At 68.8% G+C, this 13,881-nt stretch carries 12 protein-coding genes; 3 read left to right on the plus strand and 9 right to left on the minus strand.

Annotated elements, in window-relative coordinates:
- The 5 genes from mreC to ABD768_RS15820 form a co-directional block, all read right to left on the minus strand.
- Positions 1 to 927 (minus strand): rod shape-determining protein MreC, encoded by a 927-nt coding sequence (gene mreC, locus ABD768_RS15800; RefSeq protein WP_343971444.1) that lies wholly within the window; start codon positions 925 to 927, stop codon positions 1 to 3.
- Positions 928 to 931: 4 nt separating this feature from the next.
- A complete protein-coding gene (locus ABD768_RS15805) occupies positions 932 to 1,957 on the minus strand; it encodes a rod shape-determining protein (protein WP_164603246.1) in 1,026 nt (341 codons plus the stop codon).
- A gap of 151 nt (positions 1,958 to 2,108) precedes the next feature.
- Positions 2,109 to 2,519 carry a nucleoside-diphosphate kinase gene (gene ndk, locus ABD768_RS15810; RefSeq protein ID WP_343971440.1) on the minus strand — a complete coding sequence of 137 codons (411 nt, stop codon included), beginning with the start codon at positions 2,517 to 2,519 and terminating at the stop codon, positions 2,109 to 2,111.
- A gap of 58 nt (positions 2,520 to 2,577) precedes the next feature.
- Complete coding sequence (locus ABD768_RS15815; protein WP_344841267.1) at positions 2,578 to 2,910, minus strand: DUF4233 domain-containing protein; 333 nt, start codon at positions 2,908 to 2,910, stop codon at positions 2,578 to 2,580.
- Complete coding sequence (locus ABD768_RS15820; RefSeq protein WP_344841269.1) at positions 2,907 to 4,268, minus strand: bifunctional folylpolyglutamate synthase/dihydrofolate synthase; 1,362 nt, start codon at positions 4,266 to 4,268, stop codon at positions 2,907 to 2,909. Before ABD768_RS15820 ends, ABD768_RS15815 begins: the two co-directional genes overlap by 4 nt.
- Before the next feature lie 71 nt (positions 4,269 to 4,339).
- On the opposite strand from ABD768_RS15820, the gene valS reads away from it, so the two are divergent.
- Positions 4,340 to 6,880 (plus strand): valine--tRNA ligase, encoded by a 2,541-nt coding sequence (gene valS / locus ABD768_RS15825; protein WP_344841271.1) that lies wholly within the window; start codon positions 4,340 to 4,342, stop codon positions 6,878 to 6,880.
- 287 nt (positions 6,881 to 7,167) lie between these two features.
- Here valS and ABD768_RS15830 read toward each other — a convergent pair whose 3' ends face one another.
- On the minus strand, positions 7,168 to 7,611 hold the full coding sequence (locus ABD768_RS15830; protein WP_344841273.1) for a hypothetical protein: 444 nt from the start codon (positions 7,609 to 7,611) through the stop codon (positions 7,168 to 7,170).
- A 391-nt stretch (positions 7,612 to 8,002) separates the two neighbouring features.
- On the opposite strand from ABD768_RS15830, the gene ABD768_RS15835 reads away from it, so the two are divergent.
- Positions 8,003 to 8,527 carry a hypothetical protein gene (locus tag ABD768_RS15835; protein ID WP_344841274.1) on the plus strand — a complete coding sequence of 175 codons (525 nt, stop codon included), beginning with the start codon at positions 8,003 to 8,005 and terminating at the stop codon, positions 8,525 to 8,527.
- 29 nt (positions 8,528 to 8,556) lie between these two features.
- Here ABD768_RS15835 and ABD768_RS15840 read toward each other — a convergent pair whose 3' ends face one another.
- Positions 8,557 to 9,480, minus strand: coding sequence for an AEC family transporter (locus ABD768_RS15840; RefSeq protein ID WP_344841276.1), 924 nt, complete (start codon positions 9,478 to 9,480; stop codon positions 8,557 to 8,559).
- A gap of 127 nt (positions 9,481 to 9,607) precedes the next feature.
- Here ABD768_RS15840 and ABD768_RS15845 point away from each other — a divergent pair, with 127 nt between their 5' ends.
- Positions 9,608 to 10,909, plus strand: a complete 1,302-nt coding sequence (locus ABD768_RS15845; RefSeq protein WP_344841277.1) for a phosphodiester glycosidase family protein — start codon at positions 9,608 to 9,610, stop codon at positions 10,907 to 10,909.
- A 49-nt stretch (positions 10,910 to 10,958) separates the two neighbouring features.
- Here ABD768_RS15845 and ABD768_RS15850 read toward each other — a convergent pair whose 3' ends face one another.
- Together ABD768_RS15850 and ABD768_RS15855 are read right to left on the minus strand one after the other, a co-directional pair.
- Positions 10,959 to 12,197: a hypothetical protein gene (locus tag ABD768_RS15850; RefSeq protein ID WP_344841278.1), complete on the minus strand. Its 1,239-nt coding sequence runs from the start codon at positions 12,195 to 12,197 to the stop codon at positions 10,959 to 10,961.
- A 12-nt stretch (positions 12,198 to 12,209) separates the two neighbouring features.
- Positions 12,210 to 13,748, minus strand: coding sequence for an alkaline phosphatase D family protein (locus tag ABD768_RS15855; protein ID WP_344841280.1), 1,539 nt, complete (start codon positions 13,746 to 13,748; stop codon positions 12,210 to 12,212).
- Positions 13,749 to 13,881: the final 133 nt, after the last annotated feature.

The following is a 13,881-nucleotide window of genomic DNA, read 5'->3' on the forward strand; positions in this document are numbered from 1 at the left end:
TCATCGGGCACCGCTTGCCGGGACAGTTCCGCGGGGTGCCCGCGCGGGCGGACCGGTGACGACGCCGACCAGGTCGATCCGCGTCGGGTCGACGAACGGCTTCACCAGCGCGGTCGAACCGAGCGCGCCCTGGACCGATGTCACCGAGGTGACCTCGCCGATCGGCACGCCCGGGACATACGGCGCGTTGCCGCTCGAGCCCCAGGTGACGATCCGGTCGCCCACCTTCGGCCGGGCCTTCAGGTCCACCAGCTTGTAGTCGAGCGCGGCCGACGAGCCGATCTCGCCCCGGCCGGAGACGAATCCGAGCGCCATCGTCGAGTTCAGCCGGCCGCCGACGGTCGAGTTGCGGTCGCCGATCAGCAGCACCGTGGCGGTGGCCTCGGTGGTCCGCACGACGCGGCCCACCAGCCCGTCGCCATTCAGTACTGTCATGTCCGGTCGCACCCCGTCCGCCGTTCCGGCATCGATGGTCACTGTGTGGTTGAAGCTCTGCGCGCTGCCCAGACCGATCACCCGGGCCGGTGTCACCGTGTAGGTCGGCGCCACCTTCAGCAGCCGGTCCAGTTCCCCGGCGCGGTTGCGGGCGTAGTCGGTCGTGCGCAGCTCGCTGGTGAGCTTCTCGTTGTCTGCTTGGAGTTTTTCGTTCTCTGCCTTCAAGGTATCCAGTTCCGCGAACCGGTCCCGGAGGTTGTCCACAGGCTGCCGGGCGTTGGTCGCGGTCGACTCCAGCGGGCCGAAGACGGCCGCCGCCGCATGCCGCAGCGGCTCGACGGGAGAGCCCGCCGAGCGTCGCGCGTCCAGCACGATCAGGGTGAAGGAGGCCAGGATGACGAGCACCAGGATGGTCCGGCGACGGCGGATCTCCCGGGGCAACCCGGCCGAACGGACCAGCCCGCGTGCCGGCGTACCGAGATCTTTCAGCATCGGTTCAGCGGCGGTCGGTGACGAGGATGCGGTTCAGTGTCTCGATGTTGTCGACACACTTGCCGGCGCCCAGCACGACGGCGTCCAGCGGATTCTCCGCGACGTGGATCGGGATCCCCGTCTCGTGCCGCAGCCGCTCGTCCATGCCCTTCAGCAGCGCGCCGCCGCCGGTCAGCACGATGCCGCGGTCGACGATGTCGCCGGCCAGCTCGGGCGGCGTCTTGTCCAGGGTGGCCTTGACCGCGTCGACGATCGCGGTGATCGGCTCCTCGATCGCCTGCCGGATGCTCGCCGAGGACACCTTCACGGTGCGCGGCAGCCCGGAGACCATGTCCCGGCCGCGGATCTCGGAGTCCGGCCCGTCGGAGGTCGGGAAGGCCGAGCCGATCGTCATCTTGATCTGCTCGGAGGTGGCCTCGCCGAGCATCAGCGAGTACTCCTTCTTGCAGTAGTTCACGACCGCCTTGTCGATCGCGTCGCCGGCCACCCGGATGGACTGCGACGTGACGATCCCGCCGAACGAGATCACCGCCACCTCGGTCGTCCCGCCGCCGATGTCGACCACCATGTTGCCGGTCGCGTCGCGGACCTCGAGGTTCGAGCCGAGGGCAGCGGCCATCGGCTCCTCGATGATGTAGACCTTGCGGGCGCCGGCCATGTAGCCGGCGTCGCGGACGGCGCGCTGCTCGACGGCGGTGATGCCGGACGGTACGCAGACGACGATCCGCGGCTTGGCGAAGTACCGGCGGCGGTGGACGCGCTGGATGAAGTACCGCAGCATCTGCTCGGCGGCGTCGAAGTCGGCGATCACGCCGTCCTTGAGCGGCCGGATGGCGGTGATGTTGCCGGGTGTCCGGCCGATCATCTTCTTCGCCTCGGCGCCGAACGCGACCGCCTCGCGCGGTTCGTCGGTCCGGATCGCGACCACCGACGGCTCGTTCAGTACGACGCCACGTCCGCGTACGTACACGAGTGTGTTGGCCGTACCGAGGTCGACCGCCATATCGCGGCCGAGCATGCTGTTCGCCATTTTCGGCGGCCTCCCGCTGCTCGGGTCCCGGGGTTCTCAGGCTAAGCGCGGACCCATCGCCACCCGGGGACCGACACGACTCGTCCGCCCGCGACGCATCGTATCGGTCCATTCACCAGGTGTTCGCGCCGCCCTCCACAACTGCGGAGTACTACGGCAGGTCGGGGAACCAGATCTTGATCTCGCGATCGGCCGACTCCGGCGAGTCCGAGCCGTGCACGAGGTTCTCCCGGTTCGACAGCGACAGGTCGCCGCGGATCGTGCCCGGAGCGGCCTTGCGGCCGTCGGTGGCGCCGTTCAGCGCGCGGACGACCTCGACCGCCTCGTCGCCCTCGAGCACCAGCGCGACCAGCGGGCCGCTGGTGACGAACTCGCGCAGCGGCGGATAGAAGTCCCGCTCGACGTGCTCGGCGTAGTGCTGGTCGGCCAGCTCGCCGTCGATCGTGCGCAGGTCCATCGCGACGACGGTGAGGCCCTTCGCCTCGAACCGTCCGAGGACCTCCCCGACCAGGCCACGGCGTACCGTGTCGGGCTTGAGCAGGACGAGGGTGCGCTGCGACATGTCTGTTCTCTCTCCGATGCTGTTCAGGCGGGCTTGCTGCGGCCGAGCCTAGTGGTTGTCACCCGTGGGCGGCTTGGGCGGCCTTGGCCTCGTCGATCCGGCGGCCGAGCACGATCGCCATCACCCAGAACGCGGCGAAGGCCAGGCCGAGCACGAACATCACCGGTACGACGAACCCGAGACCGACCGCGGCGACCTGGATGATCGAGCCCAGGACGTAGCCGGCCTGGTTGCGCAACAGTCCGGCCGCGACGAGCGCGAGCACGGCCAGCCCCAGGCACACCGGGAGCGCGGTACCGGGTTTCACGTCGGCGACCGAGATCATCACCGGCGTCACGAGCGCCAGGACGATGAACTCGAAGCCGAGCACGATGCCGGCCAGCGACCTCATCGCTTCTCGCCTGCCGGTCTGCGGACCAGCAGCGTCCGGGCCTCGCCCGCGGTGATCACCGAGCCGGTGATCAGTACGCCGCCGGTGCCCATCGCCAGCGCGTTCTCCTCGGCCAGCCGGATCGCGTCGTCGATCGCGTCGAGCAGCTTGGGCCGGACCAGGACCCGGTCCTCGCCGAAGATCTCGATCGCCAGCTCCCCCAGCTCCTCGGCCGGCATCGACCGGTCGAACGAGTTCCGGGTGCAGACGACGGTCTCCATGATCGGCTCGTACGCCTCGAGCACGCCGTACACGTCCTTGTCCTTCATGCAGCCCAGTACGCCGATCAGCGGCTGGAACGCGAACGCCTCCGACACCGTCTCGGCGGTCGCCTGGGCACCGTGCGGATTGTGCGCGGCGTCGACGATGACGGTGGGACTGGTCCGGACGACCTCCATCCGGCCGGGGCTGGTCACCTCGGCGAAGGCTGCCTCGACCAGCTCGCGGGTCATCCGCTGGCCCTCGTTCTGCCCGCTCGCCCCGAGCAGCGCCTCGACGGCCGCGAGTGCGGTGGAGGCGTTGTGGGCCTGGTACTCACCGTGCAGCGGGAGGTAGATGTCGTCGTACTCGCCGCCGAGACCCTTGAAGGAGATCAGCTGGCCGCCGACCGCGACCGAGCGGCTGACGACCCCGAACTCGAGTCCCTCGCGGGCGACCTGGGCACCGACCTCGGCGGCCCGGCGTACCAGCACCTCGGCCACGTCGAGGCTCTGCTGCGAGATCACCGCGGTGCTGCCGGACTTGATGATCCCGGACTTGTCCCTGGCGATGGTGACCGGATCGGCGCCGAGGATGTGCGCGTGGTCGACGGCGACCGGCGTGATCACCGCGACCGTGCCGTCGGCGACGTTGGTCGAGTCCCAGGTGCCGCCGAGGCCGACCTCGACCACCGCGACGTCGACCGGCGCGTCCGCGAAGGCGGCGAACGCCATCCCGGTCATCACCTCGAAGAAGGACAGCGGGTGCTCGTTCTCGGAGTCGACGACATCGACGTACGGCTCGATCTCGGTGTAGACCTCGACGAACCGCTGCTCGTCGATCGGCTCACCGTTCAGCGTGATCCGCTCGCGCACCGACTCCAGATGCGGGCTGGTGAACCGCCCGGTCCGCAGCCCGGCCTCGCGCAGGAGCGCGTCGACCATCCGCGCGGTCGAGGTCTTGCCGTTGGTCCCGGTCAGATGGACGACGGGATAGCTCTTCTGCGGATCGCCGAGCAGCTCGACGAGCCGCCGGACCCGGTCCAGCGTGGGATCGATCTTGTTCTCCGGCCAACGGGCCTGAAGCTTCGCCGATACCTCGGCATAAGAGAGTGCGCTCATCAGACGGCCAGTGTAGGAGGGCTGTGGATAACCCGTCGTGAGCACCCCTTGACAACCACTAGGATTGCCGTATGAGCGAAGCGTCCCGTGTTCCTGACAAGCCCACCCTCGACGGTCTCGAGGAGAAGTGGGCTGCCGTATGGAAGGAACAGCAGACCTACGCGTTCGACCGTACTGCGGAGCGCGCGGACGTCTACTCGATCGACACCCCGCCGCCGACCGTCTCCGGGTCGCTGCACGTCGGGCACATCTTCAGCTACACCCACACCGACCTGGTCGCGCGCTTCCAGCGGATGCGCGGCAAGAAGGTCTTCTACCCGATCGGCTGGGACGACAACGGGCTGCCGACCGAGCGCCGGGTCCAGAACTACTACGGCGTCAAGTGCGACCCGTCGCTGCCCTACGACCCCGACTTCACCCCGCCGGAGAAGCCGGACCCGAAGAAGCAGGTCGGAATCTCGCGGCAGAACTTCGTCGACCTGTGCGGCGAGCTGACCCACATCGACGAGCAGGCGTTCGAGGCGATGTGGCGCCAGGTCGGGCTGAGCGTCGACTGGAACTACCTCTACACGACGATCTCCGACGACTCCCGGCGGACCTCGCAGCGCGCCTTCCTGCGCAACTTCGCGCGCGGCGAGGCGTACCTGTCCGAGGCGCCGACGCTGTGGGACGTCACGTTCCAGACGGCGGTCGCGCAGGCGGAGCTGGAGGCCCGCGACTACCCGGGCGCGTTCCACAAGATCGCCTTCCACGGCGCCGACGGGCCGATCTACATCGAGACCACCCGGCCCGAGCTGCTGCCGGCCTGTGTCGCGCTGATCGCCCACCCGTCCGACGAGCGCTACAAGCACTTGTTCGGTACCACGGTCCGCTCGCCGCTGTTCGACGTCGAGATCCCGGTCCTGGCGCACGAGGCGGCCGAGCCCGACAAGGGCGCCGGTATCGCCATGTGCTGCACCTTCGGTGACCTCACCGACGTGATCTGGTGGCGCGAGCTGCAGCTCCCGGTCCGCACCGTCATCGGCCGCGACGGCCGGATCCTGCGCGACACCCCGGCGTGGCTCGAGGGTTCCGAGCTGTATGCGGAGATCGCGGGCAAGACGGCCTTCAGCGCGCGTGAGCTGATCGTCGGCAAGCTGCGGGACAGCGGCGACCTGGACGGCGAGCCGAAGCCGACCCAGCGCAAGGCGAACTTCTACGAGAACGGCGACAAGCCGCTCGAGATCGTCTCCACCCGGCAGTGGTACATCCGCAACGGCGGCCGGGACGACGCGCTGAAGGCCGAGTTCCTCGAGCGCGGCGACGAGCTGGCCTGGGTTCCCGAGTTCATGCACCACCGCTACCAGAACTGGGTCGAGGGGCTGAACGGGGACTGGCTGGTCTCCCGGCAGCGCTACTTCGGCGTCCCGTTCCCGGTCTGGTACCCGCTCGGCCACGACGGCGAGCCGGACTACGCGCACCCGCTGATGCCGAGCGAGGCCGACCTGCCGATCGACCCGACCTCCCAGGTCCCGGGTGGGTACGACGAGTCCCAGCGCGGCAAGCCGGGCGGTTTCGTCGCGGATCCCGATGTGATGGACACCTGGGCGACGTCGTCGCTGAGCCCGCACATCGTCTGCGGCTGGGAGCGCGACGACGACCTGTTCCAGCGCACCTTCCCGATGGACCTGAACACGCACGCGCACGAGATCATCCGCACCTGGCTGTTCTCCCGCGTCGTCCGCGCGCACTACGAGAACGGCACGCTGCCGTGGGCGCGGTCGATGATCTCGGGCTTCGTCGTCGACCCCGACCGCAAGAAGATGTCGAAGTCCAAGGGCAACGCGATCGTCCCGTCGGAGATCCTGGAGAAGTTCGGCTCGGACGCGGTTCGCTGGCGGGCCGCGATGGCCCGGCCGGGGATGGACTCCCCGTTCGACGAGTCGCAGATGAAGGTCGGGCGACGGCTGGCGATCAAGGTTCTGAACGCGTCGAAGTTCGTCTTGTCGTTCGGCGCGACGTCGGTCGACGCGGGTGCCGTCACGCAGCCGGTCGACCTGGCGATGCTGGCGCAGTTGCGGCACGTCATCGACGAGGCGACGGCTGCCTTCGAGCGGTACGACTACACGGGTGCGCTGGAGATCGCCGAGCGGTTCTTCTGGAGCTTCTGCGACGACTACGTCGAGCTGGTCAAGGAGCGGGCGTACGGCGGACACGGCGAGGAGGGTGCTGTGTCGGCGAAGGCGGCGCTCGCTGTCGCCTTGTCGGTTCAGTTGCGGCTGCTCGCGCCGTACCTGCCGTTCGCGACCGAAGAGGTCTGGTCGTGGTGGCAGGAAGGTTCGATCCACACCACCTCCTGGCCGGTCCCGTCGGTCGACGTCGCTGCTGCCGAGCACGACCCGGCCGTCCTCGACGCGGTCGCCGAGGTCCTCGCGGGTATCCGCGGCGCCAAGTCGACGGCTCAGGTCTCGATGAAGACCGAGGTCTCGAAGGTCGAGGTCAGCGGCCCCGCCGCCCGCCTCACCCTCGCCGCCCAGGCCGAAGTCGACCTCCGCGCCGCCGGCCGAATCACCGGCGAAATCCTCTGGAGCCCCGACGAATCCACCGAGGTCTCAGTCATCGCCGCTCTCTGAGCTCACCCGCGGTACCCAGGCAACCCGCAGTACCCGAGCACCGGCAGTACCCGGGGCACCCGCAGTACCCGAGCACCGGCAGTACCCGGGGCACCCGCAGTACCCGAGTCACCCGCAGTACCCGAGTCACCGGCAGTACCCGGGTCACCCGCGACACCGGGCTGACTCGTCGCAGCACCCTGGCGGATTCGCCGTCCGGTAGCGCCCGCTTCTTCGGAGGCGGGCGCTACTGGTTTCACCCGAGCGACTACCCTGCGGGTTCAGCCGGTCCGCCGACCGCTGCGAGATCACCTTGTCCAGATATGAAACGATCGGGACAACCCCAGCCCGACCCCCGGCGACCCCGTCCGCGCGCCCCGAGGAGCACTCATGAGCACCCCCACCACCCCCGGCCCGGACGACCACCCGAAGCAGACACCCCTCCCCACCCCATCCAACCCACCCACCCCCACAAACACCCCGACCACGGACACCACCCCACCCGCCAGCACCACCAGCACGAGCACCTCCGCCGGAGCCAGCACCACCAGCACAAGCAGCCCCACTGGTGCCGATGCGGCGGGCACGAGCAGCCCCGCCGGTGCCAGCGCCACGGGCACGAGCACCCCCACCCGAACCAGCGCGCCGGGCACGAACACCTCCGCCGGAACCGGTGCGACCGGCACGAGCAGCCCCACCGGAACCAGCGCGACCGGCACGAGCACCTCCGCCGGAGCCAGCACCACCAGCACGAACACCTCCGCCGGAGCTGGCGCGGCGGGCGCAAGCGGCGGCGCCGGAGCCGGGGCGGCGGAAATGAGTAGCCCCGCTGGGGGCGGTGCGGCGGGCGCTAGCGGCGCTGGGGTGGGCGCCGGTGGAGCGAGCGTGGGCGGCGGCTCGTCGTCCGGGGCGGATGTTGCTGGAGCGAGTGCGGCTGGAGCGGGTGCAGCCGGAGTGGGTGCGGCCGGGGCGGGTGCGGCTGAGGGGCGTGCGGTTGGGGCGGGTGCGGCTGAGGGGCGTGCGGTTGGGGCGGGTGCCGCGGGTGGTGGTGGGACTGGGACGGATGCGTCTGCGCAGGCGGGGCCGGGTGAGGGTGATGGGAAGGGGGCTTGGTGGAAGGCGCCTTGGCGGGCGCTTAAGAAGGTGAAATGGCGGCGGAACCCGTGGGTGACTGTGGGTGGGGTTGTGCTGGCGTTGCTGGTGGTGGCGGCGTTTGGGTACTTCGCTGGGCTGGGGCCGATGAGTCGGCTGAACACCGCGAGGGGTATCACGCCGCCGGCGAAGTTGGGTGGGCTGGATCGGGTTACTGATGCGCAGATCCGGCAGCAGTTGAAGCTCGAGGAGACGCGGGATGCGTTGAGCCGGATCAACGACGGCAAGCAGGCGACTGTCGAGGCGTACGGGAATCTCGACGGGCAGCGGTTGTTCGTGGTGATCGCGTTGCGCGGCAAGGTCGACATCGACAAGACGATCAAGGATTCCGGCGCGAGGCCCGAGCAGGTGAAGAAGGTCGGGCAGGCGACCTGTGTGGAGTCGACCGATAATCTGCCGACGCAGTGCTACCGAGGATCCAACACGCTGACCGTGATCGCCCAGGCGGCCAACGACGGTGTCAGTGTGAACGACGTCGGCCCGCTCGCCGACGAGGCCTTCAAGGCCATGAAGTAGCCGAAGCAGTCAGGCGAGCAGACCGGTAGTCAGGCGAGTAGGCCGCTCAAGGCGATCATCACCGGGATCGAGAGCAAGGTGCTGAGCAGTACCGCGCTGCGGGCGAGTCTCCGCGCGGCGCGGTACTGCACGGCGTACACGTAGACGTTCTGAGCGGTCGGCAACGCCGCCAACAGCACCGGGGCCAGCAAGGCAGGACCCTCGAGGTCGAGGAGCCAGCGGCCGACTGAGTACGCGACGAGCGGCTGGACCAGCGTCTTCAGCAGGACGGCCAGTACTGCGTCCCGGTCGAGGCTGATCGAATCCTTCGCGCCGCCAAGGCTCAACCCATAAGCCACCAACGCGACCGGCACCGCAGCCGCCGCCACCAGATCGATCGGCCGCATCAGCAACGACGGCAGCGAGATGCCCGCCGCCGCGACCAGCAACCCGAGCAGCGACGCCACCGTCAGCGGATTTCGCAACGGCCGCGTCAACAGCACCCGCACCGGCACCCGCCGCCCCGCGCCATGCCGATCCCCATCCAGTACGGCGAACGCCACCGGCGCCATCACCAGCAACTGGAACAACACAATCGGCGCCACCAAGGCCCCGTCGCCCAGCACGTAAGCGGCGACCGGCACCCCCAGATTCCCCGCGTTCACGTACGACGCAGCCAGCACCCCGATCGTCGCCTGCGCTCGATTCCGCCGCCAGATCAGCACGGCCACGCCGAGATACAGCACCTGTACGACGAACAGCCCCGCCAGATTCGTCAGCAGCACCGGCGAGAAGATCGCATGGAGGTCAGCCCGCGCCACCGTGGTGAACAGCAACGCCGGCGTCGCGACGTAGAACGCCAGCCGCGACAACACCAGCTCGTCCTCGGCCCGCAGTACGCCGGCCAGCCCCACCAGGTACCCGAGCACCGCGACCGAAACGAGCGCGACGAAGGCAGCGACAACGGCAGACACAAGATCAGCGACCCGGCGGCTTCGTCATCACGCCAGCGATCGTAGACGAAACGTTTCACCTGCAAGTTACTGACCAGCCAGCCATCCGAGTGGAAAGATTCCACCAAAACCCCGAAGGATGGCCACCATGACTTCTCCCGCCAGGTCTCGCGCCGCCGCCACCACGATGCTGGCCGCGCTCGCGACCCTGCTCGTCGCCCCGTCCGCCACCGCCGCCGAGCCCAACCCCGAACAGCAACCGGCCCCGATCCAGTACGCCGCCGGCGACCTCCCCCTCGGCGACGCGGACCTCGCCGAGACCCGCACCGTCACGACCCTCGCCGAGGGCGTCACCCTCACCCGCATCGTCCGCGGTACCGACCCCGCGCCGGCCGACCAGATCAACACCACGACCCGCGGCCCGTGGATCGTCAACGTCCTCACCATCGACCCGCGCAAGGCGAGGGGCGAGCTGCGGACGACGTACGGCCCCGACCTCGCCAAGGTCGAGAAGACCAGCGACCTGGTCCGTACGTCCGGCGCCCTCGCCGGTATCAACGCGTCCTTCTTCACCTTCACCGCCAGCGCCCTCTACCCCGGCGACCCGGTCGGTCTCGGCATCTCCGACGGCAAGCTGCTCAGCGAGCCGCTCACCGATCCCGCCGAGGCCAACTTCATCGTCGACGCCAAGACCAACAAGGCCGTGATGGGCCATCTCCGCTGGACCGGCGCGGTCAAGAACCCGAAGACCGGCGCGACGCTGCCCCTCGAATTCGTCAACCATCCGCCGGTCATCCCGACCGCCTGCGCGACTCTCCCGGCCCAGACCGCCTGCACCGTCCCCGGCGACGTCACGCTCTTCACCCCCGAGTTCGCGGCCAGCACCCCGGCCGGCGCGGGCATCGAGGTCGTCCTCGACCGGGACGGCTGCGTCGAGCGGGTCGCCGCCACCCGCGGTACGACCCTGACGAAGAACCAGACCTCGCTGCAGGCCACCGGCAGCGACTCGAACGCATTGCTCGCGATGGTCTCGCACACCTGCCTGAAGACCGACATCGCGATCGCCGACGAGCACGGCACCAACCTCAAACTGCGCAAGGACCTGTACGCCGTAACCGGCCGCTACCGTCTCACCGCCAACGGCCAGGTCGTCGTCCCTGCAGGTACCGGCAGCTTCTTCGACCGCAACCCGCGTTCGATCGTCGGCACCACCAGCGACGGCAAGCTCACCCTGGCTGCGCTCGACGGCCGGCAGACCACCAGCGTCGGTACGACGATGGACGAGACGGCCGCCGTGGCCAACGCCCTCGACCTGACCGATGCGATCAACCTCGACGGCGGCGGCTCGACCGCGATGGCCGTCAACGGTGCGCTCGTCAGCCACCCCAGCGGCACCAACGGGGCCGAGCGGGCCGTCGGCGATGCCCTCATCTGGGTCGCCAAGAAGTAGTACCTCAAAAGGCAGGGCCCGGGCAGGCTGCCCGGGCCCTGCACAGTTGTCAGAAGTTGTTGTTCGAAATGCCCTGGCCCAGGATCACCTGGTCATAGGTGTTCCCGTCGTTGTCGTCCGTGTAGGCGACCGCCACCTCCGACCAAGGCGACACGGCGACCACCAGCTGCTCCTGCCGCCCCGCGGGCAACTGACTCAACTGCTGAGCCGACAGCCGCGGCGCGTCCGTAGTACCGGCTGAGTTGAAGCCGCGGACCCACACGTCGGAGTCCGTGGCTGTAGCGGTCCAGCCGACGACGCTGCCGGCCTGGTCATCGATCCCGATCGACGGATTCTTGCCATTGGCAACAACTTCCACCTCAGCAGTGCGCGCGCCACCCGTGCCGGTGAAGCCTCGCGTCCACACTCCACCACCCGACTCCCAAGCGACCGCGAAGTCGCCGTTGAAGTTGGCGGCCACCGAGGCATGCGCCTGCGCGCCGGCAGTAGTGCCGTTCGCCGTACGCCGGGACAGCGTGACCGCGCCATTCGTACGGGCCAGCCCAACCAGTCCGACGTTGTACGCCGTATCGGTCGACCCGTCGTCCCACACCACGACCGCGTCGCCCGAGGCCGACACCGCCACGTCCGGGTTGTGGTGCTGGCCCGTCGTCGTCGAGGCGGTCACCTCGTAGCCGCGAGTCGTCGGCCCGGTGAATCCAGCCGCCTTCACCGTCGCCGGAGTGCCCGTCTGGATGTCCTCCCACACCACGGTGAACGCGACCGCCGCTGTCGACGGAGCGCCGTCCGGGTCGACCGCCACCCGCGGGTTGATCTGCTGGCCATCGGCCGACGTGTTCGCGTTGGCCGAGGCTGTCACGGTACCGGCCGTATTCACCACCCGGTAAGGGATGTTGTAGTACCCGTTGCCGTCCGGGTCGTCGGCCCACACGACAACCGCATTGCCCTTGTCGTCCAGCCCGACATCCGGGTGCAGGTGGCGCCAGTTGGTGACGCCACTGCTGCCGGCCGCGGACAGCTTGACCTCGTAGAGCGCCGTGCCGTTGCGATACAACCGCAGGAAGATCTCGCTGTGCGCGTTGTCGGTCGCATCGGTCGTGTCGCGGTCGTCCTCCCAGACGACGGCGACGTACCCGTTGCGGTTGGTCGCGATCGAGGCGGTGTCCTGGTCGCCGGTCGACACGCTGTTCGCAGTACTCCAGACAGGCGCCGCAATCGCTGCCTGTGCAGGGATTGTGAACAGTAGCGAGGGAACGGCAACGGCCAAGGCGAGTAGCTTCTTCTTCATCGCTGGGTCCCCTCAGACGGCCTGAAGGCCGGGCTGGCCTTCTTCGATCACGAACGACTTGAGCGTCGACACCGGCGCGTCGTGCTCCGAAACCTTCGCCACGCCACGGAAGTCCGCCTGCATCTGCGTCGGCGTGACCGTCGTCCGGATGTAGCCGCGGCGGTTGCTGTAGAACTTCAGCCACGGGTTGGTCCCGACGTCCGGGATCGCCGTGGTGGCGTCGCCGTCGCCGGTCGAGGTGGCCGAGCTGGTGACGAGCTCGGTGCCGATCACGGCCGAGTTCGCGTTGTCGTAGTCGGCCATCAGGTTGTTGCCCCAGGCGCGGTGCACGTCGCCGGTGAGCACGACCGGGTTGCGGTTGCCGCGGTCGATCCAGCCCTGCTGGATCCGGGCCCGCGATGCGCGGTACCCGTCCCACGAGTCCATGCTGGCCCCGGTCGAGTTGAAGCGCCGGGCGAAGAACACCTGCTGCCCGATGATGTCCCAGGTGGCCGCCTTCTCGGCAAGACCGTTGAGCAGCCAGGTCTCCTGAGCGTTGCCGGGCAGGCTCCGGGTGGCCAGGTCTGCGTCCGAGCAGATCTTCCAGCCGTCGCCGCACGCCTGGTCGTTGCGGTACTGCCTGGTGTCGAGCATGTGGAACGTGGCGAGCTGGCCCCACGGCAGGCGCCGGTACAACTGGATGGAGTTGCCGTTGCTGGCCTGGGCCGGCCGCAGCGGCATGTTCTCGTAGTACGCCTGGTACGCCGCAGTACGGCGCGCTGTCCACTGCGCCGTCGTCAGCGCCGGAGTACTGTCCGCACGAGTCATGTTGGCGTAGTTGTTCTCCACCTCATGGTCGTCCGGTACGACGATCCACGGCGCGACCGCATGGGCCGCCTGCAGATCCGGGTCCGACTTGTACTGCGCATAGCGACGGCGGTAGTCGGCCAGTGTCGTGATCTCGGTAGCACCCAGGTGGAGACGGGTCCGGCCGCTAGTAGCGGGGTACTCGTAGATGTAGTCGCCCAGGAACAGGATGAGGCCCGGATTGTCCTCAGCCATTCGCCGGTACGCCGTGTAGTAGCCCTCCTCGTAGTGCGCGCAGGACGTGAAGGCCATGACGAGGTCGCGGCCGTTCGTGCCCGCCGCGGGCGCAGTACGGGTGCGGCCGACGGGTGAGACGTGGCCCTGGGCGCGGAAGCGGTAGAAGTAGTCCGAGTCGGGGTTGAGGCCGTTGGCGATCGCATGGACGGAGTGAGCGGCTCCGTAGGTAGCAGTGACGGTCCCTGAGGTGACGAGGGTGCTGAAGGACTCGGTAGTGGACACCTGCCAGTCCACGGCGACATTGGCGTTGGCCATGCCGCCCTGGCCGTCGGCATTGAGCGGGGACGGGGCCAGGCGGGTCCAGAGCACGACGCTGCTCGCGTCCGGCTCACCCGAGGCGACCCCTAGCTGGAACGGATAGGGGACAGCAGCAGTGGCGGTGATGATGCTGGAGCGGGCGGGCAGCGCGGTAGCACCGGCCGCCGCCAGTCCGCCGAGAACAAGGGTTCGACGACTGATGGGTTTCATGGGCGTCACCTTCCGAGGTGCACATGGCGCAGGGCCCTCCGGACGGATGAATACGACGGATCCGTCCGGAGAACCTCACGATTGGGGCGGTTCGTGCCCATACTCCCCAAAATTTGGTAACTTTCCTACACGT

The organism is Kribbella ginsengisoli (assembly GCF_039537185.1).
GTDB classification, from domain to species: domain Bacteria; phylum Actinomycetota; class Actinomycetes; order Propionibacteriales; family Kribbellaceae; genus Kribbella; species Kribbella koreensis.

What these genes read in the sequence shown, in the direction of transcription:
- mreC (WP_343971444.1), bottom strand. Translation starts at nt 927, where the DNA reads ATGCTGAAAGATCTCGGTACGCCGGCACGCGGGCTGGTCCGTTCGGCC.
- ABD768_RS15805 (WP_164603246.1), bottom strand. Translation starts at nt 1,957, where the DNA reads ATGGCGAACAGCATGCTCGGCCGCGATATGGCGGTCGACCTCGGTACG.
- ndk (WP_343971440.1), bottom strand. Translation starts at nt 2,519, where the DNA reads ATGTCGCAGCGCACCCTCGTCCTGCTCAAGCCCGACACGGTACGCCGT.
- ABD768_RS15815 (WP_344841267.1), bottom strand. Translation starts at nt 2,910, where the DNA reads ATGAGGTCGCTGGCCGGCATCGTGCTCGGCTTCGAGTTCATCGTCCTG.
- ABD768_RS15820 (WP_344841269.1), bottom strand. Translation starts at nt 4,268, where the DNA reads ATGAGCGCACTCTCTTATGCCGAGGTATCGGCGAAGCTTCAGGCCCGT.
- valS (WP_344841271.1), top strand. Translation starts at nt 4,340, where the DNA reads ATGAGCGAAGCGTCCCGTGTTCCTGACAAGCCCACCCTCGACGGTCTC.
- ABD768_RS15845 (WP_344841277.1), top strand. Translation starts at nt 9,608, where the DNA reads ATGACTTCTCCCGCCAGGTCTCGCGCCGCCGCCACCACGATGCTGGCC.
- ABD768_RS15850 (WP_344841278.1), bottom strand. Translation starts at nt 12,197, where the DNA reads ATGAAGAAGAAGCTACTCGCCTTGGCCGTTGCCGTTCCCTCGCTACTG.
- ABD768_RS15855 (WP_344841280.1), bottom strand. Translation starts at nt 13,748, where the DNA reads ATGAAACCCATCAGTCGTCGAACCCTTGTTCTCGGCGGACTGGCGGCG.